Source organism: Aquabacterium commune (genome assembly GCF_004362855.1).
Lineage (GTDB): Bacteria > Pseudomonadota > Gammaproteobacteria > Burkholderiales > Burkholderiaceae_C > Aquabacterium > Aquabacterium commune.
In genome coordinates this window covers 65,290-83,997 of the sequence record NZ_SNXW01000003.1, presented here as the reverse complement: position 1 = coordinate 83,997, position 18,708 = coordinate 65,290, and the positions used below count along the sequence as shown (strand labels likewise).

Here is an 18,708-nt window from a genome sequence, read left to right as displayed (position 1 = left end):
GCGGTCGGGCAGGCGACATCACACGGGACGGGATGGCATGTGCGGCATTGCAGGGTTGTTGAATCGGGCAAGGCGGGTTGAACCTGGCTTGCTGACCGCCATGATCCAACGCCTGGCCCACCGCGGCCCCGATGGTCAAGGCGTCTGGGCCGGTGGACCCGACGGCCGCATCGGCCTGGCCCACAGCCGCCTGAGCATCATCGACCTGGCCGGTGGCCACCAGCCGATGGGCAACGAAGACGGCGCCATCCAGGTCGTTTTCAATGGAGAAATTTTCAACCACATCGAGTTGCGTGCCGAGCTGATCGCCCAGGGCCACACCTTCCGCACGCACTCCGACACCGAAGTGATCGTCCACCTGTACGAGCAGGTCGGCGAGGCCTTCGTGGACCGCCTCAACGGCCAGTTCGCCATCGCCCTGTGGGACGACCGCCAGCGCAGGCTGGTGCTGGCGCGCGACCGCACCGGCATCCGCCCCCTGTTCTTCACCTGGACACCAGAAGGTCTGGCCTTCGCTTCCGAGGTCAAAGCGCTGTTCGCTCTGCCCGAGGTGCCGCGTGCGCTGGATGTGGGCGCTATCGGCGAAACCTTCACCTACTGGGCCCCCCTGCCCGGCCGCACCGTGTTCCAGGGCATCGACGCCCTGCCCCCTGGCACCCTGATGGTGGTGGACGCGCAAGCGCCCGACCTGCGCGCCAGCGCACGCACGCAGCGCTACTGGGATTGGGATTTTGGCGATGGCGCTGCCAGCCACCATGCCCACCGCGATGGTGCAGATTTGGCCGAAGAGCTGCGCGAGTTGCTGGTCGATGCCGTGCGCCTGCAATTGCGCGCCGACGTGCCCGTGGGCGCTTACCTGAGCGGTGGCCTGGACTCGTCCATCGTCACCACGCTCATCAAGCACTTCACCGACACGCCGCTGCGCACTTTCTCGCTGACCTTCGACGACGCCGAGTTCGACGAAAGCGCGCAACAGGCCGAGCTGGTTGCGCACCTGGGCACCGCGCACAGCAGCCTGCGCTGCAGCCGCGCCGACATCGCCGAGGCCTTTGCCGACACCGTCTGGCACACCGAGGCCCCGGTGCTGCGCACGGCTCCCACGCCGATGATGCTGCTGGCCCGCCATGTGCGCGCATCCGGCTTCAAGGTCGTGCTGACGGGCGAAGGCGCAGACGAGGTCTTCGGCGGCTACGACATCTTCAAAGAAGCGCGCATCCGCCGCTTCATGGCGCGCCAGCCGCAGTCGAAGGCGCGGCCGCAGCTCATCGACCGGCTCTACCCCTACCTGCGCCACTCGCCCGCGGCCGCCCGGGTGCTGGCCCAGCGCTTTTTCGCCGAAGGCGCCGAGCACGCCCACCAGCCCCACTTTGGCCACCACCCGCGCTGGCAGACCACCCAGCGCATCTGGCAGTTTTTCTCGCCCGATGTGCGCGCGCAGCTGGCGGGCTGGAACCACCTGGCCGCGCTCGAAGCCCACCTGCCGGCCTCGCACGCGGGCTGGCAACCGCTGCAGCGCGACCAGTACATCGAGGCGCACACGCTGATGTCGGGCTACCTGCTGAGCTCACAAGGCGACCGCATGGCCATGGCCGCGTCCATCGAGGGGCGTTTCCCCTTCCTGGACCACCGCGTCATCGAGTTCGGCAACCGCCTGCCGCCGCGCTACAAGCTCATGGGCCTGACCGAAAAATACCTGCTCAAGCGCTCGGTGAGTGGCCTGCTGCCCGAAGGCATCCGCACCCGCACCAAGCAGCCCTACCGCGCGCCCGACAGCGCCTGCTTCTTCGATCAGGGGCGTGCGCTGGATTGGGTGGCCGAGCTGCTCAGCCCCACGCGCCTGGCCGATGCCGGTTTGTTCGAGCCTCAGGCCGTGGGCAAGTTGATGGCCAAGTGCGCGCAAGGCCGGGCCATCGGTTTCGGCGACAACATGGCCCTCGTCGGCGTGCTGTCCACCATGCTGTTGCACGCGCGTTTTGTGCGTTCACATTGACCGATCACACCCATGCTCCTCCACGATTTCTTCGTCCACAGCGCCACCCAGAGCCCCGACCACATCGCCCTGGTCAGCGACGGGCAGCGCCACAGCTTCGGTGAGCTGCTGCAGCGGTCGCAGCAACTGGCATCGGCCCTGCAAGGCATCGGGCTGCAGCGCGGTGACCGGGTCGCCCTGTTCCTGGACAACCGCGTCGAGATGGCGGTGGCCGTGTGGGCCGTGCTGCAGGCCGGTGGGGCCTTCATGCCGATCAACCCGCTGACCAAGGCCGACAAGCTGGCTTACATGCTCAACGACGCGCGCGCCCGCGTGCTGATCACGCAAGACAACCTGCGTGGCGTGTGGCATGCGGCGCTGGCGCAGAACACCTCGGTCGATGTGGCCTGGGTGTGCGGGCTGCAGGGTGCCGGTGGCCATGACGATGGCAGCAGCACCGGCCGTGAACGCGCCCTGCCCGCATTCATGCCCGACGCCAGCACCCGCATGGCCCACGTCGGTGTGATCGACGGGGGCCTGATCGACCAGGACCTCGCCGCCATCATCTACACCTCGGGCTCCACCGGTGACCCGAAGGGCGTGATGCTCAGCCACCTGAACATGGTCTCGGCCTGCACCTCGGTGAGCACCTACCTGGGCCTGCGTGCCGACGACACCGTGCTGTGCGCCCTGCCCCTGGCTTTCGACTACGGCCTCTACCAGCTGCTGATGTGCGCACGCGTCGGCGCCACCCTGGTGCTGGAGCGCAGCTTCACCTTCCCCGTCAAGGTGCTGGAGGTGATGGTGCGCGAGCGGGTCACCGTCTTCCCCGGTGTACCGACCATGTTCGCCATGCTGATGAACCTGCAGACCTTGCCCAGCTTCGCCCTGGGCCACCTGCGCATGATCACCAACACCGCCGCGGCCTTGTCGGAGGCCCACATCCAGCGCCTGCGTGCGCTCTTCCCGCAGGCCACGCTGTTTTCCATGTACGGCCTGACCGAGTGCAAGCGCGTGACCTACCTGCCGCCCGAGCAGCTCGACGTGCGCCCCACCAGCGTCGGCCGAGGCATGCCCAACGAGGAAGTCTGGCTGGTCGATGAGGCGGGGCAACGCCTGCCGAATGGCAGCACGGGCGAGCTGGTCGTGCGCGGCAGCAACGTCATGCTGGGCTACTGGGACAAGCCCGAGGCCACGGCCCAGCGTTTGCGGCCAGGACCGGCTATCGGTGGCCAGGCAGGTGCGCCCGTGCTTCACACCGGCGACCTCTTCCGCACCGACAGCGAGGGCTACCTCTACTTCGTGGCCCGCAAGGACGACATCATCAAAAGCCGTGGCGAAAAGGTCAGCCCCAAGGAAGTCGAGAACGCGCTGTACGCCATCGAGGGCGTGTTCGAAGCCGCTGTCATCGGCGTGCCCGATGATTTGCTGGGCCAGGCCGTCAAAGCCTTCGTCGTCTGCCAGCCCGGGGTGACGCTGACCGAGCGCGAGGTCATCCGACAATGCCTGGCACGCCTGGAGAGCTTCATGGCGCCCAAGCACGTCGAGTTCGTTGACGCCCTGCCCAAAACCGACACGGGCAAGATCAAGAAAACCGGTCTGGCCTGAACACGCAAGCCCTTCACAGACCCCACAAGAAACCTCACGGATCCACCATGACCGCAGCCATCAAAGACACCGTCCGCGCCTTCATCACCGACAGCTTCCTCATGGGCGGCGAGCAAGCCGGTTTCGCCGATGGCGACTCCTTCCTGGAGCACCACATCGTTGACTCCACCGGCTTCCTGGAGCTGATCATGTTCCTGGAGGAAACCTATGGCATCGAGGTCACGGAGGACGAGATGGTGCCCGACAACCTCGACTGCCTGAGCGCCATCGAGGCTTACGTCCAGCGCAAGAAGGCAGCCTGACATGAGCACCGCGCCCTCCCTCACGCCCCCCATCACGCCCGACGTTTTCGCGCTCGACGGCGAAGCCGAGGTGCAACGCATCGGCCAGCACATGGTCGCCTCGCTGCGTCGCTTCAACAAGCGTGGCGTGGTGCTGGGCATGTCGGGCGGTGTGGACAGCTCCGTGTGCGCCGCGCTGGCCGTGCGTGCGCTGGGTGCCGACAAGGTGCTGGGCCTGCTCATGCCCGAGAAAGATTCCAGCCTGTCCAGCGAAGACAAGGGCCGCGAAGTGGCCGAGCAACTCGGTGTCGAGGCGATGCTGGAGCCCATCGGTGCGACGGTCGAGGCCATTGGTTGCTACCGCTGGCGCGACGAGGCCATGCGCAGTGTCTTCCCTGCCTACGGCCCGGACTGGAAAAGCAAGATCGCCATCGCGCAGGCCGGTGAGCCGGGCGCAGCGCCAGCACAAGGCCGCATCAGCTACTTCAAGCTCATCGTGCAGTCGCCTGACGGGCAGATGCACGAGGCGCGCCTGCCGCTGAAGGCCTACCTGCAGATCGTGGCCGCCACCAACCACAAGCAGCGCATCCGCAAGACGGTCGAGTACTTCCACGCCGACCGACTCAACCGCGCCGTGATCGGCACGCCCAACCGCCTGGAGTACGACCAGGGCTTCTTCGTGAAGAACGGCGACGGTGCGGCCGACATCAAGCCCATCGCCCACCTCTACAAGACGCAGGTCTATCTGCTGGCGCGGCATCTGGGCTTGCCCGAATCGGTGTGCAGCGCGCCGCCCACGACCGACACCTACAGCCTGCCGCAAGGCCAGGACGAGTTCTACTTCAGCCTGCCCCACCAGCAGATGGACCTGGCGCTGTGGGCCCACAACCAGGGGCGTCCGGCGCACGAACTGGCCCAGGCCCTGGGCATCACCGAGGCCCACGCCCAGGCGGTGTACCTGGACATCGAGGCCAAGCGTCGCGCCACCGCCTACCTGCACGCCCGCCCCGCGCTGGTCGATGAGGTGCTGGAGGTGCGGGCATGAGCGCAGGCATGCGCACAGAAGGCTTCGCCGAACGCCTGGCCGTGTTGCGATCGGCCATGCAGACCCTGCCCGACAAGCCCGAAGAGACGCCGGAAGCCACCTTGCGCGCGCTGTGGTGCCTGGCCGCTGGAAAGCCGATGTCAGCAGACGCGGCCGGCCACCTGGCCAATGAGGCCCTGCCCACGCTGGACGCCGCGCAGGACGCCCAACTCGGTGCGCTCATCGCCCAGCGCCTGGCGGGCATCCCCCTGGCGCACCTGAGCGGCCGGCAGGCCTTCATGGGGCTGGAAATGCTCGCCGGACCGCAAGCCCTGATCCCCCGCCGCGAGACCGAGCTGCTGGCCCGCGCCGCCCTGGCGCACCTGCGCGAGATGGCCTCACCCCGCGTCATCGACGTGTGCACGGGCTCGGGCAACCTGGCCCTGGCCATGGCCCAGGGCGTGCCCACGGCGCGCGTCTGGGGTGCGGACCTCTCGCCCGAGGCCGTGGCCCTGGCCGAGGCCAACGCCCGCCACCTGGGCCTGAGCGAGCGCGTGCAATGGCGCTGCGGCGACCTGCTCGCGCCTTTTGACGCCGGCGAGGCCAACGCCGTCCATGGCGATGCTGCCGACTTCCTCGGTCACACCGACCTGCTGTTGTGCAACCCGCCCTACATCTCCAGCGGCAAGCTCGACAGCATGCCCGCCGAGATCGTCCAGCACGAGCCCAGCCTGGCGTTTGACGGCGGCCCTTTCGGCATCCGCATCCTGCAAAGGCTGATGAAGGACGCGCCCCGTTTCCTGCGCTCGGGCGGCTGGCTGGGGCTGGAAGTCGGCCTGGGCCAGGGCCCGGCGGTGCAACAGTGGCTGGCGCGCACGGGCCAGTTCGGCGCGCCACAAACGGTGCTCGACGACCACGGCCAGGTGCGGTCTTTGCTGGCACAGCGCCTGTGAACCACGCGCTTTGACCCACAATGGCGGCGCGTGGCCCGCTGGGGCCCCACAGCCCCTGCCGCCAACCCCGTGACCTGCGCCATGCCCATCCTGCCCCACCTGTTGCGTCTGCTCCGCCCCCTGCATGCCTGGCGCGCGATCCTGCCTGTGTGGATCCTTGCTGCACTGGCGTTGAGCGCAGCCGATCAGGCCCATGCCGGCAAGACGCTCGATGGCATCCGCCAGCGCGGCCAAATCAACTGCGGCGTCAGCACCGGCGTGGCAGGCTTTTCTGCACCCGATGCCAAAGGCCGCTGGACGGGCCTGGACGTGGACATCTGCCGCGCCGTGGCCGCCGCCGTGCTGGGCGATGGCGACAAGGTCCACTTCGTGCCGCTGAATGCGCAACAGCGCTTCGCGGCGCTGCAGTCGGGCCAGATCGACGTGCTCTCGCGCAACACCTCCTGGACGCTGACGCGCGACGCCTCGCTGGGCTTCCACTTCACCGCCATCACCTACATCGACGGCCAGGGCTTCCTCGTGCCCACCAAGCTCAAGGTCACGCGCGCGAACCAGCTCAAGGGCGCCCAGGTGTGCGTGCAGTCGGGCACCACCACCGAGAAGAACCTCGCGGACTTCTCCCGCGCCCACAAGCTGGCCATCAAGCCCATCGTGTTCGACACCTACGAGGCCGGCTTCAAGGCTTTGTTCGCCGGCCGTTGCCAGGCCTACTCGGCCGACGCGTCGGCGCTGGCCAGCATCCGCAGCAAGGAGTCCCCCAACCCCGCCGACTATGCCGTGCTGCCCGACCTCATCTCCAAAGAGCCGCTGGGCCCCGTGGTGCGCCGTGGCGACGACGAGTGGTTCGCCATCGTCAAATGGACGGTGTTCGCGCTGCAGGAAGCCGAAGAGCTGGGCATCACCCAGGCCCAGGCCGCCGCAGCCAAGCCCTCCGACGACCCGGCCATCCAGCGCCTGCTGGGCACGGGCGAAGACATGGGCAAGCTGCTGGGTCTGGACAAGGCCTGGTCGCTGCGCGCGATCAAGGCGGTGGGCCATTACGGTGAAATCTTCGAGCGCAACGTCGGTGCGCAGTCGCCGCTCAAGCTGCCACGCGGCGTCAACCGACCCTGGAACCAGGGCGGCCTGGTCTTCGCGCCGCCGGTGCGCTGAGCCCACTGCAAGCCCCCGCCAACGTGTCCACCTGGGACTTCCTCCTCCAGCCCGCGGGCTTTGACATCGGCGAAACCGGGCTGTTCGCCTTCGAGGCCACGCAGCCCGTGTGGCGTGCCTTGATGGTCGGCCTGGGCAACACCCTGCGCGTGAGCCTGCCCGCCCTGCTGCTGGCCACCGTGCTGGGGCTCTTGCTGGCGCTGGGCCGTGGCTCGTCTTCGCGCAGTTGGCGCTTGCTGAGCAGCGTCGTCGTGGACACGGTGCGCCTCGTGCCCCTGCTGCTGCAACTGCTGATCTGGTACCTGCTGCTGGTGGAATGGCTGCCGGACGCCAACGCGGCGCTTTCCCTGCTGCCGGGCGTGTGGCTGAGCAAGGGCGGCCTGGCCTTTCCCTGGCCCGCCATGGCCGATGGGGGATGGGCGTGGTCCTGGCCGGTGCAGGAAGCTTTCAACGTCCAGGGCGGTGGTGCGGTCACGCCCGAGTTCCTGGCCGTCATGCTCGCACTGAGCGTCTATACCGGTGCCTTCCTGGCCGAGGTGTTCCGCAGCGGCATCGAGGCCGTGTCGGCCAGCCTGCTCGAAGCCGCCGAGACCCTGGGCGCCACGCGCTGGCAAGTCATCCGCCGGGTGCTGTTGCCGCAGGCGCTGCGCACCATCTTGCCGGCCACCACCAACCAGTACCTCAACCTGGTGAAGAACTCGTCCCTGGCCGTGGCGGTGGGCTACCCGGACCTCGTCTCGGTGGGCAACACCACGCTCAACCAGACCGGGCGTGCGGTGGAGTGCGTGGCGGTGATGATGGCCCTGTACCTGGCGATGTCGCTGCTGACGTCGGCCGCCATGAACGCCTTCAACGCACGACAGGCTGCGCAGGGAGGTCAGGCTTGACGTCCGCCGCACGTGTGGTGAAAGCCGTCTCCAGCGGCTTGGGGCTGTGCGTGGTCGCATGGCTGCTGTGGCAAGCGTTGGGCTGGGCCGTCTGGCGGGCCGAGTTCCGCGCCGATGCCGTCGCCTGCCAGGCCTTGCAGCACCAGGGCGCATGCTGGGGCGTGGTGGCCGAAAAAGGGCCGCAGTGGCTGCTCGGGCGGGTCATCGAGTCGGCACCCGGTCAGCCCTGGCAGCCCGCCGGCCTGCCCTTGACGCTGATGCTGTTCGGCCTGAGCTGGCTGCTGTCCTGGCCGCTGGCCATCGGCCTGGCGCTGGCGCGTCGTTCGCGCATGCGCTGGCTGCACTGGCCGGCCGTGGCCTTCATCGAAGGCGTGCGCGGCGTGCCAGTGGTCACCCTGCTCTTCATGGCGGCGTTCTTGCTGCCGCTGCTGTGGCCACAGGGCGAAGCCCCCGCGCTGTTGTGGCGGGCCACGGCCGTGCTCAGCGTGTTTTCGGCGGTCTATCTTGCGGAAATCGTCAGAGGCGGCCTGCAGACGGTGCCGAAAGAGCAGAGCGAAGCCGCTCACACGCTGGGCTTGGGGTGGTGGGCGACACAAGGTCGCATCGTGCTGCCACAGGCCCTGAGGGCCGTGTTGCCGGCGCTGACCAGCCATGCCATCGGGCTGCTCAAGGACAGCTCGCTGGTGATGGTGATCGGCCTGCACGAGCTGACCGGCGGCCTCTCGCTCAGCCTGAGCGGGGACCCGGTCTGGCGGGCCTTCTACTTCGAGGCCTACCTGTTCGTGGGGCTGGTCTATGCCCTCATGTGCCTGGCGCTGGCGCGCCTGGGGCGACATCTGGAGGCACGCTGGCCTCAGGCGCTGTGAGCCGCGCCTGCGTCGGGCGTCCGACGCGCTGTCTGGCTCACTGGGCCGAGACGCTTTCTTCCGGCAACTCGATGTCGCTGGCGTCGATCTCCTGATCGTCCGAGCCCACCATCGGGATCAGCGGCTTGTCCAGCGGACGGCACACGCGGCTTTGCAGGCGGTTCAGGCGCTCCGAACGCTCCATGGCCTCCAACACAGCCTGGGGGTCCATCATCAGGGCGAAGGGGTTGGCGTACAAGCTTTGCTTTTGCATGGGGTGCCTCTGCGTGAAATATGTCCGTTGCGATGGGACTCACTGTAGGGATCAGAGGCGGTTGGTGGTAGTCACCCAACAACCATACCGCCTGTCAGAAATTGTCTGACAGGCCGTCAGGCAAACAGCGTGGCCAAACCCTCAGCTGCGGCGCACCAACGAGAACAAATCCTCGAAATTCTCGCTGGTGACGCGCCCCACTTCGGCTTCGTCACAGCCTTTGATGGCGGCGAGCTGGCGGGCCACCAAGGCCACATAGGCCGGGGAGTTGGTCTTGCCGCGGTGCGGTGTGGGCGCCAGGTAGGGGCTGTCGGTCTCGATCAGGCAGCGCTTGAGCGGCACGAAGCTGGCCACCTCGCGCAGCTCGACGGCGTTCTTGAAGGTCAGGATGCCGGAGAACGAAATGTAGAAGCCCAGGTCCAGGGCGGCACGGGCCACGGCCTCGCTTTCGGTGAAGCAGTGGAAGACACCACGCACCTGGCCCTCGCCCTCTTCGCGCAGGATGGCCAGGGTGTCGGCGCTGGCTTCGCGGGTGTGGATCACCAATGGCAGGCCGGTCTGGCGCGCGGCGCGGATGTGCACGCGGAAGCGCTCGCGCTGCCAGGCCATGTCGGCCACGGTGCGCTCGCCCAGGCGGTAGTAGTCGAGCCCTGTCTCGCCGATGCCGACCACGCGCGGCAGGCGGCTGCGCTCGACCAGGTCTTGGAGCGTGGGCTCTTGCACGCCCTCGTTGTCGGGATGGACGCCCACCGTGGCCCAGAAATTGTCGAAGCGCGCGGCCAGGGCCTGCACTTGCGGAAACTCTTCCAGGGTGGTGCTGATGCACAGCGCCCGATCAACGCGGGCCTCGGCCATGTCGGCACGGACTTGGTCCAGGGTCTGGGCGTAATCGGGGAAGTTGAGGTGGCAGTGCGAGTCAACGAACATGATGCAAAGCAGGTGTGATGCGCCAGATGCGCAACCTGCGATCATGCCTCAGATGGTCTGGGTCGGCTTGCTCGACGAGATGTTGGTGCCCAGGATCTGTTCGATCTTGACGCGCAGCAGGCGGGTTTTGTCGTCTGCCGGGAAGCGCACGCCGACGCCCTGGGTGCGGCCGCCGGAGGCGTTGGCAGGGGTGATCCAGGCGATCTTGCCGGCCACGGGGTAGCGCTGGGGATCTTCGGGCAGGGACAGCAGCAGGTAGATGTCGTCGCCCAGGGTGTAGTCGCGCGTGGTGGGCACGAACAAACCGCCGTCGGTGAAGGCCGGCATGTAGGCGGCGTAAAGCGCGCCCTTTTCGCGGAACACCAGCTGGATGACGCTGGGGCGGGCCATCGCACCCGTGGTGGGCGCAACACCACCCGCTGCCAGGCCGGCGCCGGTGCTGCTGGAGGCCTTGCCGATCATGGGCACGAACGCCGAGGGCATGGCGGTGGTATGAAACTCGCTCATCGGCTGAAGTGTAGCGCCGTGCCTGAAAGCTCACTCGTGAAATCCGCCCGGGACACGGCTGGCTTTACCTTCTGACACAGCTTGTGCGGGCTCAGGCCTGAGGGCTTCCCCGCACCGCTTTGACGCGCATGACAGCCCGAGCCTGCAGCACCAGGGTCTCGACCTTCAGGGGCAGGTTCCAGGGGTGGTCGGCATGCCGGGCCAGGCGAGACAGTTCCTGCGACCATTGCTGCAGGCGCGACATCTCGGGCGGCGGGGGCAGGCAATCGGCCGGGAAATAGCGTGGCTGGGCGCCCACGGCCGTGCGGGCGAGGTCGTGGCAGAGCTTTTGGAGGCTCTCGACCATCCAGGGCAAGGGCCACTGCGACAGGGTGCCCGCCTGGCCTTGCTGCAGCTCACGGGGCAGGCTCATCCAGCTGCGGGCGTCCAGGCCTTGCGCGAAACGGTCGCGGGCATTGAGGGCCTGGCCACCGGCGGCGGCCAGCAGCACGCGGGCGTCTTCCGGGCTCAGCTTCAACTGCCGCGCCAGCCAGTCGGCGGCCACATCGGCATCGGGCAGGCTCAGGCGCCAGGCCTGGCAACGGCTGCGCACGGTGGGCAGCAGCTGCTCCAGGGCCGAACCCGACAGCACGAAGCGCACCCGACCGGGCGGCTCTTCCAGCGTCTTGAGCAAGGTGTTGGCCGCGACCATGTTCATGCGCTCCACCGGGTGGACCATCACGACCTTGGCCCGACCGCGCGAGGCCGTGCTTTGAGAGAATTGCACGACCGCGCGGATGGCATCGACCTTGATCTCCTGGCTGGGCTTGCGGGACTTGCCACCCTTCTCGCCACTTTTATCGCTGCCGCCGTCGTTGCCCCCATCGGCACCGTCGTCTGCGCCGCCCTCGCTGCCGCCCAAGCCCAGGCTGCCCTGCAAGGCCTCGGGCAGCACCAGGTGGAAATCAGGGTGGGAGCCTGCGTTCATCAGCTTGCAAGACACGCATTGGCCGCAAGCGGGCTTCAAAACGGGTGCGCTACCAGCGTCATCGCCAACGGGCTGCTCGCACAGCCAGGCGCGCGCGAGCGCCAACGAGAACTCGAACTGCCCGACGCCTTGCGGGCCGTGCAGGAGCACCGCATGGCTGTGCAACTGCTGCAAGGCCTGCGCCAAGGGGGCGTGCAGCCAGGGCCAAAGCGTGTCTGGCGCGGCCTCTGACGCACAGCCTTCATCCGCTTGCATGCGCCCCTTCATGCCAGGCCCCGTGACTGTAAAGCGGCCCGCACCTGCGCGGCCACGGCCTGCGGTGCGGCGTCGGCCTGGACCAGGGCGAAGCGCTGCGGGTCCGCGGCCTGGCGGGCCAGGTAGCCGCCGCGCACGCGCTCGAAGAAGGCTTCGTCCAGGGACTCGAAGCGGTCGGGCTGGCGGGCATCGCGCAGGCGGGCTGCGGCCACAGCGGGCGGCAGGTCGAACAACAGGGTCAGCTCGGGCTGCAAGCCTTGCTGCACCCAGCCTTCCAGCTGCGCCAGCACCTGCAGATCAAAACCCCGGCCGGCGCCCTGGTAGGCGAAGGTGGCGTCGGTGAAGCGGTCGCACAGCACCCAGGCGCCACGGGCCAGCGCCGGCGCGATCACTTGCTGGACGTGGTCCCGCCGCGCAGCGAACACCAGCAAGGCCTCGGTCAGCGCGTCCATGGGCTGGTGCAGCACGAGTTCGCGCAGCGACTCGGCCAAGGCCGTGCCACCAGGTTCGCGCGTGCGCACAACTTCGTGACCGGCCGCGCGCCAGGCCTGCTCGACGGCGTCGATGTGGGTGGTTTTGCCCGCCCCGTCGATGCCTTCGAAGGAGATGAATCGGCCTGTGCTCATGGACCCTTTCTGGCGCGTTGGTACTGGTTCACTGCGCGATTATGCTCAGCCAGTGTCGCGCTGAAGACACTGCTGCCGTCGCCGCGTGCCACGAAATACAGCGCCTTGGACGTGGCCGGCTGCACCGCGGCCATCAAGGCGGCCTTGCCTGGCATGGCGATGGGCGTGGGCGGCAGGCCGGGGCGGGTGTAGGTGTTGAAGGGCGTGTCGGTTTGCAGGTGCACGCGCCGCAGGTTGCCATCGAAGGCGTCGCCCAGGCCGTAAATGACGGTGGGGTCGGTCTGCAGGGGCATGCGGATGCGCAAGCGGTTGTGGAACACCGACGAGATCATCGGGCGGTCGGACTCGCGGCCGGTTTCCTTCTCGACGATGGACGCCAGCACGAGCGCATCCTGCGGCGAGGCCAGCATGCTGCCCGCGGCCCGCTGGGCCCAGACGGCATCGAGCTGCTTGCGCAAGGCCCGGTGGGCACGCTGCAGCACGGCCAGGTCGGTGCTGCCCTTGGCGTAGGCGTAGGTGTCGGGGAAGAACTGGCCTTCGGCTGGCACGCCAGGGGCACCGAGTTGGGCCATCAGCTCGGCCTCGCCCATGCCCTGGGTCAGGGGTTTGAGGCCATCGGCTTGCGCCAGTTCGGCGCGGAAGCGCTTGAAGGTCCAGCCCTCGATGAGCTTGACCGTGGTCAGGCGCTCGTCGCCCCGCACCATCATGCGCAGCAGGTCGCGCGGTGTGGCGCCCGTTTCCAGCTCGTAGCTGCCGGCGCGGATCTGGCGCGACTGCCCCGACCAGCGGAACCACTCGTACAGCATCCAGGAAGGCGCCTCGACGCCGGCGGCCGCCCAGGCCCGTGCCACATCGCGCGGCGTGCTGCCCGCCTCGACCGACAACTCCACCGTGGGTGCGTTCAGACGCAGCGGCTGGTTGAGCCACCACCACACGCCCGCTGACACCGCCAGGGCCAGCGCGGCCACCAGCATCAGCGCAGCCGTCACCAAACCACCGCGCGCCCGGTTCATGCGAGCGGACGGGGGCACGGCGCGCTTGGCAGCGTCGGGCCAGGCGACGTGGGTGGCGCCGAGAAAGACGCCTGGTTGGAGGGTCGTCCTCCGAGTGTTTTGCGGGTGCATCAGGGCGTGATCATAATGACCCGCATGACATCGCTCCTCACGCCCTCGTCCCTTCCGCATCCGCAGCTGCCTTCCCCTGCGGCTTGGTGCGGCGCTTTGCCGCTGCAAGACATCGCCGTGCTGCAGGCCACGGGCCCCGACACCGCGAGCTTCCTGCACGGCCAGCTCAGCCAGGACATCCAGCACCTGGACGCCACCCAGGCCCGCCTGGCCGCCTACTGCTCCGCCAAGGGGCGCATGCTGGCCAGCGCCATCGCCCTGCGCCCTGATGCCGACACCGTCTGGCTGCTGTGCGATGCCAGCGTGTTGCCGCCCTTGCTCAAGCGCCTGTCGATGTTCGTGCTTCGCGCCAAGACCCGCCTGGTCGATGGCCAGTCCGCCCTGCGCGTGCTGGGCCTGGCCGGCGACGCGGTGCATGCCCTCCTGGCCGATGAGGCCCCCGCCGGGTCCGGCAGTGCGGCACCCGCCACCGCCGACGCGCCATCTGCCGACATGCCACCTCCCGACGCGCCCTGGCCCGTTCGCGCCTGCCACGGTGGTCAGCTCGTGAGCCTGCCGGCCGTGCTGGGCGTGCCGCGCTGGCTGTGGGTCGGCCCACACGCCGAGGCCGACGCCCTGCAAGCCCGTTTGCCTGTGCTGCCCGCGCCCGCCTGGGCCTGGCTGGACGTGATGAGCGCGGTGCCCCGCATCCAGGCCGCCACGGCCGACCAGTTCGTGCCCCAGATGGTCAACTTCGAGCTGCTGGGCGGCGTCAACTTCCAGAAGGGCTGCTACCCCGGCCAGGAGATCGTGGCGCGCAGCCAGTACCGCGGCACCATCAAACGCCGGGCCGTGCTGGCCCACAGCGACGCGGCCTTGCAGCCTGGCCAGGAGCTGTTCGCCGAGAGCGACCCGAGCCAGCCCGCGGGCCTGGTGATCCAGTCCGCCGCCATCCCGACCGGCGACGGCAGTGCGCTCAGCGAGGCGCACTCGGCCCTGGTGGAGATCAAGCTCGCGGCCTGGCAAACGCCGGTGCACGCTGGCTCGGCCGAAGGCCCGTTGCTGCAGTGGGCGGATCTGCCTTACGCGCTGCCCCAGGAGGCGCCATCGGCATGAATGCGCGCCCTGTCAAATCCTTAACGGCATTCGGCCGCGTTTGGGTTCACCTGACGCGCCAGGCTGGCGTCAGGCCTTGACGCCTGGGGTACGCTTTGCACAGTCTCATCGGCATGTCTGACCTGCCGGACACCCCGACGCCCATGCCCAGTCCCACCGCCCTGCCCGCCCAATTCGTGTACTACCGGGTGCCTCACGCCAACAGGCACGCTGCGGCCCTGGCCGTCCAGGCCATGCAAGCGGCGCTGACGCAGCAGTGGCCGGGCCTCCAAGCCACGCTGATGCGCCGTGCCGATGCCACCGCGCACACAGAGGCTGCAGAGGACACCTGGATGGAAACCTACGCGCATCCCGCGGGGGTCTCTGCAGCGCTCGCACAGGCCATCGCGGCCCAGGCCAGTGCGCTGCCCAGCAGCTTGATCGGCGTCCGTCATGTCGAAACCTTCGAGCCTCTGACCCTGCCGCTGCACCCACCTTTGACCACGCCCACCGCGTGAGGAGCCCGCATGTGCCTCATTGCCTTCGCCCTTGACCAAAGCAGCCGCTTCCCCTTCGTGATGGCGGCCAACCGAGACGAGTTCTTCGACCGGCCCGCCGCGCGCCTGGGCTGGTGGGAGCCAGAGGCCGGCGGCCCGGCCATCCTGGGCGGGCGCGACCTCCAAGCCGGTGGCACCTGGCTGGGCCTCACCGCCCTGGGGCGCCTTGGCATGGTCACCAACATCCGCGACCCCCACGACATGGACCCGCAAGCCCCCTCGCGCGGCCAGATCGTGCCGCAATGGCTCAAGGGCGATCTGCACATGTCCATGCTCTGGCCGCGCCTGGCCATGTCGGGCCACAACGGCTTCAACATGATCGCGCTGGATTTTGCCCAGGGCGAGTGCTACTGGATCAACAACCGACGCGTCTATCCGGAGCGGCTGCAGCGCGGCATCTTCGGCCTGTCGAACGCCTTGCTCAACACGCCATGGCCCAAGGTGCAGGCGCTCAAGGGCCGCCTGAAAACCGCCATCCCCGAGAGCCAGGACGCTGAGGAACTGGCGCACAGCCTCTTCGAAGCCCTGGCCGACCCTGCCCAGGCACCCGACGAGCACTTGCCGCGCACCGGCGTCTCGCCCGAATGGGAGAAGATGCTGTCCTCGGCTTTCATCCGCTCGGGCAATCGCCTGTACGGCACGCGCTGTTCCACCGTCGTCATCACCGAGCGCGTCAACAAACGCCTGGTGACCCACGTGATGGAGCGCACCTTCGCCGCGCAATCCAGCCTGGCCTTGCTGCGCCGCGTGAGCTTGAAAAACTGGCCGCCGCGCCACACCATGGCGCAGGCCGAAGTGGCCCGGCTGGACGCCACCCTGCCGCCGCCCAACATGCGCAGCGATGAGGCCTTCGAGGCCAGCGACATCTCGGAGCACGACGACCAGCAGGTCATGGCCGAGGTTCAGGAGCGGCGCCAGCGCGCACGCAGCCTGATCAAGGCCGCACCGGGCTTCGTCGTGAAGGCCTGAGCCTGGGCTGAGCCCTCACAGCGCCAGCGTCATGCCCTGGTGCGGGATGCCCACCTCGTCGAACACCTCGCCCACGGGCACGAAGCCCGCCTGGGCGTACAGCGGCATGGCGCTGCACTGCGCGTGGATGCCGATGTGCTGCACACCCCGCTCACGCGCCTGAGCGATCAGCGCCTGCAGCACCTCGCGCCCCAGGCCGACGCCGCGCGCGCTGCGCAGCACCGCCATGCGCCCGATGCGGGCGTGACCGGCATCGACAGACAAAATCAAGCGCCCCGTGGCCAGCGGCAGGCCCGCCAAGTTACGCACCACGGCGTGCACCGCGGTGGCGTCGTCTTCATCCCACTCGTCGGACTCCGGGATGCCCTGCTCACCGACGAACACGGCCAGGCGCACGGCCCTCGCCGCCTCGGCCAGCGCGTCCCAAGGGCCGCACACCAGCTGGGTGACGGGCGCGCCTTGCATGTGGGCGTCCAACTGGTCGCGCAACGCCTCGGGCACCGGGGCCGATCGCCCCGAGGCCAGGTCGGTGAACACATAGACCACCTCGCCCGTGACCAGCAAGCGGCCTTGCGACCACACCGCCCAGTTCAAGGTGATGGACGAGGTGCCGATGCGCTCGCAGCGCATGCCGATGTCCAGCCAGTCGTCCAGGCGCGCCGGCGCGTGGTATTGCAGCGTGTTGCGGCGCACGAAGATGTCGCCACCGACGTGCCGCATCGCGTCCGGGTAGGGCAGGCCGACCGTCCGCCAGAACTCGGTGACGGCCACGTCCAGATAAGTCAGGTAGTGGCCGTTGAACACCACCTGCTGCGCGTCCACCTCCACCCAGCGCACACGCAGGCGGTGGTGGAAGCGAAAGTCGGCAGGCTGGGTCATGCGGGCTGGGCCAACGGGCAGGCAGTGATCAGCGCAATTCGCGGCGCAGGATCTTGCCCACCGGCGTCTTGGGCAACTCTTCATTGCGGAACTCGACGATGCGCGGCATCTTGTAGCCCGTCAGGTTCTTGCGGCAATGCTCCAGCAAGGCTTCCTTGGTCAGACCCGGGTTGCGCGGCACCACGATGATCTTCACGCGTTCGCCGGCCACCTCGTCGGGCACGCCCACGGCCGCCACTTCCTTGACGTCGGGGTGCATGGCGACCACGTCTTCGATCTCGTTCGGATAGACGTTGAAGCCCGACACCAGGATCATGTCCTTCTTGCGGTCCACGATCTTGAGGAAGCCCTGCTCGTCCATCACGGCGATGTCGCCCGTGGCCAGCCAGCCTTCGCTGTCAATGACCTTGGCGGTTTCGTCCGGGCGGTTCCAGTAGCCCTTCATGACCTGCGGGCCGCGCACGCACAGCTCGCCCGGCTCGCCGATGTCGGCCCATGAGCCGTCCTCGCGGCGGTTGCGCACCTCGGTGGAAGGCACGGGCACGCCGATGGAGCCGGTGAAGGTCGGGCGCGGCTTGCTGATGTCCACCGGGGCTTGCGACACGATGGGCGAGCACTCGGTCAGGCCGTAGCCCTCGACGATGGCCTGGCCGGTGACCTCTTTCCAGCGCTCGGCCACGCTGCGTTGCAGGGCCATGCCGCCGGCGATGGGCAGCTTGAGCTTGGAGAAGTCCAGCTTGCGGAAGGCCGGATCGTCCAGGAAGGACGCGAACAAGGTGTTGACGCCGCTGATGCCGGAGAACTTTTCGTTCTTGAGCATCATCATCACGCGCTTGGTGTCGCGCGGGTTGGCGATCAGGATGTTGCGTCCGCCCAGGCCCATGAAGATCAGGCCGTTCACCGTCAGCGAGAAGATGTGGTACATCGGGATGAGCGTGACCACGGTCTCGGTTTCGCCGGTCAGCTGGCCCTCGGCAAAGGCCAGCGCCTGCTGGCAATTGGCCAGCACATTGCGGTGGGTCAGCATGGCGCCCTTGGCCACGCCGGTGGTGCCACCGGTGTACTGCAGGAAGGCGAGTTCGTCGGGCTGCACCTTCACGGGCTGCAGTTTGTGGGCGGCACCGGCCTTGATCGCATCGCGCATCCACACGGCGCCGGGCAGGCTGTAGGCCGGCACCATCTTCTGCACCTTGCGCAGCACGAAGTTCAGCAAGCGGCCCTTGAGGTTGACGAAGCCGTCGGAGAGCAAATCGCCAATTTGCGTCAGCACCACGCGCTTGACCTGGGTGCCCGCCATGGCGTCTTGCAGGGTCTTGGCGAAGGTCTCCATCACGATGATGGTTTCGGCGCCAGAGTCCTTGAGCTGGTGGTTCAGCTCGCGCGCCGTGTACAGCGGGTTGACGTTGACCACGATGGCGCCGATGCGCAGCACCGCGAACAGGCACACGGGGTACTGGAAGGTGTTGGGCAGCATGATGGCCACCCGGTCGCCCTTCTTCACGCCCTGGCTTTGCAGGTAGGCCGCGAAGGACTTGACCAGGCGGTCCAGGCGCGCAAACGACATCTCCGTGCCGATGCTCACGAAGCCCGGGCGGTCGCGGAACTTGGCCACGCACTCGTCGAAGTACTGCGTCAGCGACTGGTACTTGTGGACGTCGATGTCGTGGGCCACGCCCTTCACATACGACGACAACCAGATGCGGTTGGTGGAACCGTCCGGGTTGACGATGGACTGCCCAGGCTGGGCGGCGGCTGCGGTTTGGCTCATCGGTGTCTCCTCGTGCCGTCGCCTCGGTGGGCGCGGCTGGTCTTGGTTTTGAAAGCCCAGTT

General features: G+C 68.2%; 19 protein-coding genes. 11 read left to right on the top strand and 8 right to left on the bottom strand.

The genetic code is table 11. The features are described 5' to 3' along the window. Positions 1-37 precede the first annotated feature (37 nt). From asnB to EV672_RS06620, 8 genes are all read left to right on the top strand, one after another. Positions 38-1,990, top strand: coding sequence for an asparagine synthase (glutamine-hydrolyzing) (gene asnB, locus EV672_RS06655; RefSeq protein ID WP_133607554.1), 1,953 nt, complete (start codon positions 38-40; stop codon positions 1,988-1,990). Positions 1,991-2,002: 12 nt separating this feature from the next. Further along, the gene (locus tag EV672_RS06650) at positions 2,003-3,577 is read left to right on the top strand and encodes a class I adenylate-forming enzyme family protein (protein ID WP_133607552.1); all 1,575 of its coding nucleotides are present in this window, start codon (positions 2,003-2,005) and stop codon (positions 3,575-3,577) included. Between the two features lie 47 nt (positions 3,578-3,624). Next, complete coding sequence (locus EV672_RS06645; RefSeq protein ID WP_133607550.1) at positions 3,625-3,879, top strand: acyl carrier protein; 255 nt, start codon at positions 3,625-3,627, stop codon at positions 3,877-3,879. A gap of 1 nt (position 3,880) precedes the next feature. Then, positions 3,881-4,903 (top strand): NAD(+) synthase, encoded by a 1,023-nt coding sequence (nadE, locus tag EV672_RS06640; protein WP_133607548.1) that lies wholly within the window; start codon positions 3,881-3,883, stop codon positions 4,901-4,903. Further along, positions 4,900-5,835, top strand: a complete 936-nt coding sequence (locus EV672_RS06635) for a N5-glutamine methyltransferase family protein (RefSeq protein ID WP_243738565.1) — start codon at positions 4,900-4,902, stop codon at positions 5,833-5,835. Before nadE ends, EV672_RS06635 begins: the two co-directional genes overlap by 4 nt. 81 nt (positions 5,836-5,916) lie before the next feature. Next, positions 5,917-6,987, top strand: coding sequence for an amino acid ABC transporter substrate-binding protein (locus tag EV672_RS06630; RefSeq protein WP_133607546.1), 1,071 nt, complete (start codon positions 5,917-5,919; stop codon positions 6,985-6,987). A 23-nt stretch (positions 6,988-7,010) separates the two neighbouring features. Next, entirely contained in the window at positions 7,011-7,874 is an 864-nt protein-coding gene (locus EV672_RS06625) for an ABC transporter permease subunit (protein WP_133607544.1), read from the top strand. Further along, positions 7,871-8,740: an amino acid ABC transporter permease gene (locus EV672_RS06620; RefSeq protein WP_133607543.1), complete on the top strand. Its 870-nt coding sequence runs from the start codon at positions 7,871-7,873 to the stop codon at positions 8,738-8,740. Before EV672_RS06625 ends, EV672_RS06620 begins: the two co-directional genes overlap by 4 nt. 37 nt (positions 8,741-8,777) lie before the next feature. Here EV672_RS06620 and EV672_RS06615 read toward each other — a convergent pair whose 3' ends face one another. The 6 genes from EV672_RS06615 to mltG form a co-directional block, all read right to left on the bottom strand. Next, positions 8,778-8,993: a hypothetical protein gene (locus tag EV672_RS06615; RefSeq protein WP_133607541.1), complete on the bottom strand. Its 216-nt coding sequence runs from the start codon at positions 8,991-8,993 to the stop codon at positions 8,778-8,780. A gap of 141 nt (positions 8,994-9,134) precedes the next feature. Then, a complete protein-coding gene (locus EV672_RS06610; protein ID WP_133607539.1) occupies positions 9,135-9,920 on the bottom strand; it encodes a TatD family hydrolase in 786 nt (261 codons plus the stop codon). Between the two features lie 48 nt (positions 9,921-9,968). Further along, positions 9,969-10,310, bottom strand: a complete 342-nt coding sequence (locus tag EV672_RS06605; RefSeq protein WP_133608184.1) for a PilZ domain-containing protein — start codon at positions 10,308-10,310, stop codon at positions 9,969-9,971. Positions 10,311-10,518: 208 nt separating this feature from the next. After that, the gene (holB, locus tag EV672_RS06600) at positions 10,519-11,649 is read right to left on the bottom strand and encodes a DNA polymerase III subunit delta' (protein WP_133607537.1); all 1,131 of its coding nucleotides are present in this window, start codon (positions 11,647-11,649) and stop codon (positions 10,519-10,521) included. Between the two features lie 8 nt (positions 11,650-11,657). Beyond that, positions 11,658-12,275 carry a dTMP kinase gene (gene tmk / locus EV672_RS06595; protein ID WP_133607535.1) on the bottom strand — a complete coding sequence of 206 codons (618 nt, stop codon included), beginning with the start codon at positions 12,273-12,275 and terminating at the stop codon, positions 11,658-11,660. Next, positions 12,272-13,288, bottom strand: a complete 1,017-nt coding sequence (gene mltG / locus EV672_RS06590) for an endolytic transglycosylase MltG (RefSeq protein ID WP_424923126.1) — start codon at positions 13,286-13,288, stop codon at positions 12,272-12,274. Before mltG ends, tmk begins: the two co-directional genes overlap by 4 nt. A gap of 135 nt (positions 13,289-13,423) precedes the next feature. Between mltG and ygfZ the strand changes: the two genes are divergently transcribed. From ygfZ to EV672_RS06575, 3 genes are all read left to right on the top strand, one after another. Beyond that, the gene (gene ygfZ / locus EV672_RS06585; RefSeq protein ID WP_166643485.1) at positions 13,424-14,494 is read left to right on the top strand and encodes a CAF17-like 4Fe-4S cluster assembly/insertion protein YgfZ; all 1,071 of its coding nucleotides are present in this window, start codon (positions 13,424-13,426) and stop codon (positions 14,492-14,494) included. Positions 14,495-14,607: 113 nt separating this feature from the next. Then, a complete protein-coding gene (locus EV672_RS06580) occupies positions 14,608-14,991 on the top strand; it encodes a DUF4936 family protein (protein ID WP_133607531.1) in 384 nt (127 codons plus the stop codon). 9 nt (positions 14,992-15,000) lie between these two features. Beyond that, positions 15,001-15,999, top strand: a complete 999-nt coding sequence (locus EV672_RS06575) for an NRDE family protein (protein ID WP_133607529.1) — start codon at positions 15,001-15,003, stop codon at positions 15,997-15,999. 15 nt (positions 16,000-16,014) lie between these two features. On the opposite strand, the gene EV672_RS06570 is transcribed toward EV672_RS06575, so the two are convergent. Continuing rightward, entirely contained in the window at positions 16,015-16,878 is an 864-nt protein-coding gene (locus EV672_RS06570) for a YbgC/FadM family acyl-CoA thioesterase (protein WP_133607527.1), read from the bottom strand. Positions 16,879-16,906: 28 nt separating this feature from the next. Next, entirely contained in the window at positions 16,907-18,646 is a 1,740-nt protein-coding gene (locus tag EV672_RS06565; protein ID WP_133607525.1) for an AMP-binding protein, read from the bottom strand. Positions 18,647-18,708: the final 62 nt, after the last annotated feature.

What these genes read in the sequence shown, in the direction of transcription:
- asnB (WP_133607554.1), top strand. Translation starts at nt 38, where the DNA reads ATGTGCGGCATTGCAGGGTTGTTGAATCGGGCAAGGCGGGTTGAACCT.
- EV672_RS06650 (WP_133607552.1), top strand. Translation starts at nt 2,003, where the DNA reads ATGCTCCTCCACGATTTCTTCGTCCACAGCGCCACCCAGAGCCCCGAC.
- EV672_RS06645 (WP_133607550.1), top strand. Translation starts at nt 3,625, where the DNA reads ATGACCGCAGCCATCAAAGACACCGTCCGCGCCTTCATCACCGACAGC.
- nadE (WP_133607548.1), top strand. Translation starts at nt 3,881, where the DNA reads ATGAGCACCGCGCCCTCCCTCACGCCCCCCATCACGCCCGACGTTTTC.
- EV672_RS06635 (WP_243738565.1), top strand. Translation starts at nt 4,900, where the DNA reads ATGAGCGCAGGCATGCGCACAGAAGGCTTCGCCGAACGCCTGGCCGTG.
- EV672_RS06630 (WP_133607546.1), top strand. Translation starts at nt 5,917, where the DNA reads ATGCCCATCCTGCCCCACCTGTTGCGTCTGCTCCGCCCCCTGCATGCC.
- EV672_RS06615 (WP_133607541.1), bottom strand. Translation starts at nt 8,993, where the DNA reads ATGCAAAAGCAAAGCTTGTACGCCAACCCCTTCGCCCTGATGATGGAC.
- EV672_RS06610 (WP_133607539.1), bottom strand. Translation starts at nt 9,920, where the DNA reads ATGTTCGTTGACTCGCACTGCCACCTCAACTTCCCCGATTACGCCCAG.
- EV672_RS06605 (WP_133608184.1), bottom strand. Translation starts at nt 10,310, where the DNA reads ATGGCCCGCCCCAGCGTCATCCAGCTGGTGTTCCGCGAAAAGGGCGCG.
- holB (WP_133607537.1), bottom strand. Translation starts at nt 11,649, where the DNA reads ATGCAAGCGGATGAAGGCTGTGCGTCAGAGGCCGCGCCAGACACGCTT.
- tmk (WP_133607535.1), bottom strand. Translation starts at nt 12,275, where the DNA reads ATGAGCACAGGCCGATTCATCTCCTTCGAAGGCATCGACGGGGCGGGC.
- mltG (WP_424923126.1), bottom strand. Translation starts at nt 13,288, where the DNA reads ATGAACCGGGCGCGCGGTGGTTTGGTGACGGCTGCGCTGATGCTGGTG.
- ygfZ (WP_166643485.1), top strand. Translation starts at nt 13,424, where the DNA reads ATGACATCGCTCCTCACGCCCTCGTCCCTTCCGCATCCGCAGCTGCCT.
- EV672_RS06580 (WP_133607531.1), top strand. Translation starts at nt 14,608, where the DNA reads ATGTCTGACCTGCCGGACACCCCGACGCCCATGCCCAGTCCCACCGCC.
- EV672_RS06575 (WP_133607529.1), top strand. Translation starts at nt 15,001, where the DNA reads ATGTGCCTCATTGCCTTCGCCCTTGACCAAAGCAGCCGCTTCCCCTTC.
- EV672_RS06570 (WP_133607527.1), bottom strand. Translation starts at nt 16,878, where the DNA reads ATGACCCAGCCTGCCGACTTTCGCTTCCACCACCGCCTGCGTGTGCGC.
- EV672_RS06565 (WP_133607525.1), bottom strand. Translation starts at nt 18,646, where the DNA reads ATGAGCCAAACCGCAGCCGCCGCCCAGCCTGGGCAGTCCATCGTCAAC.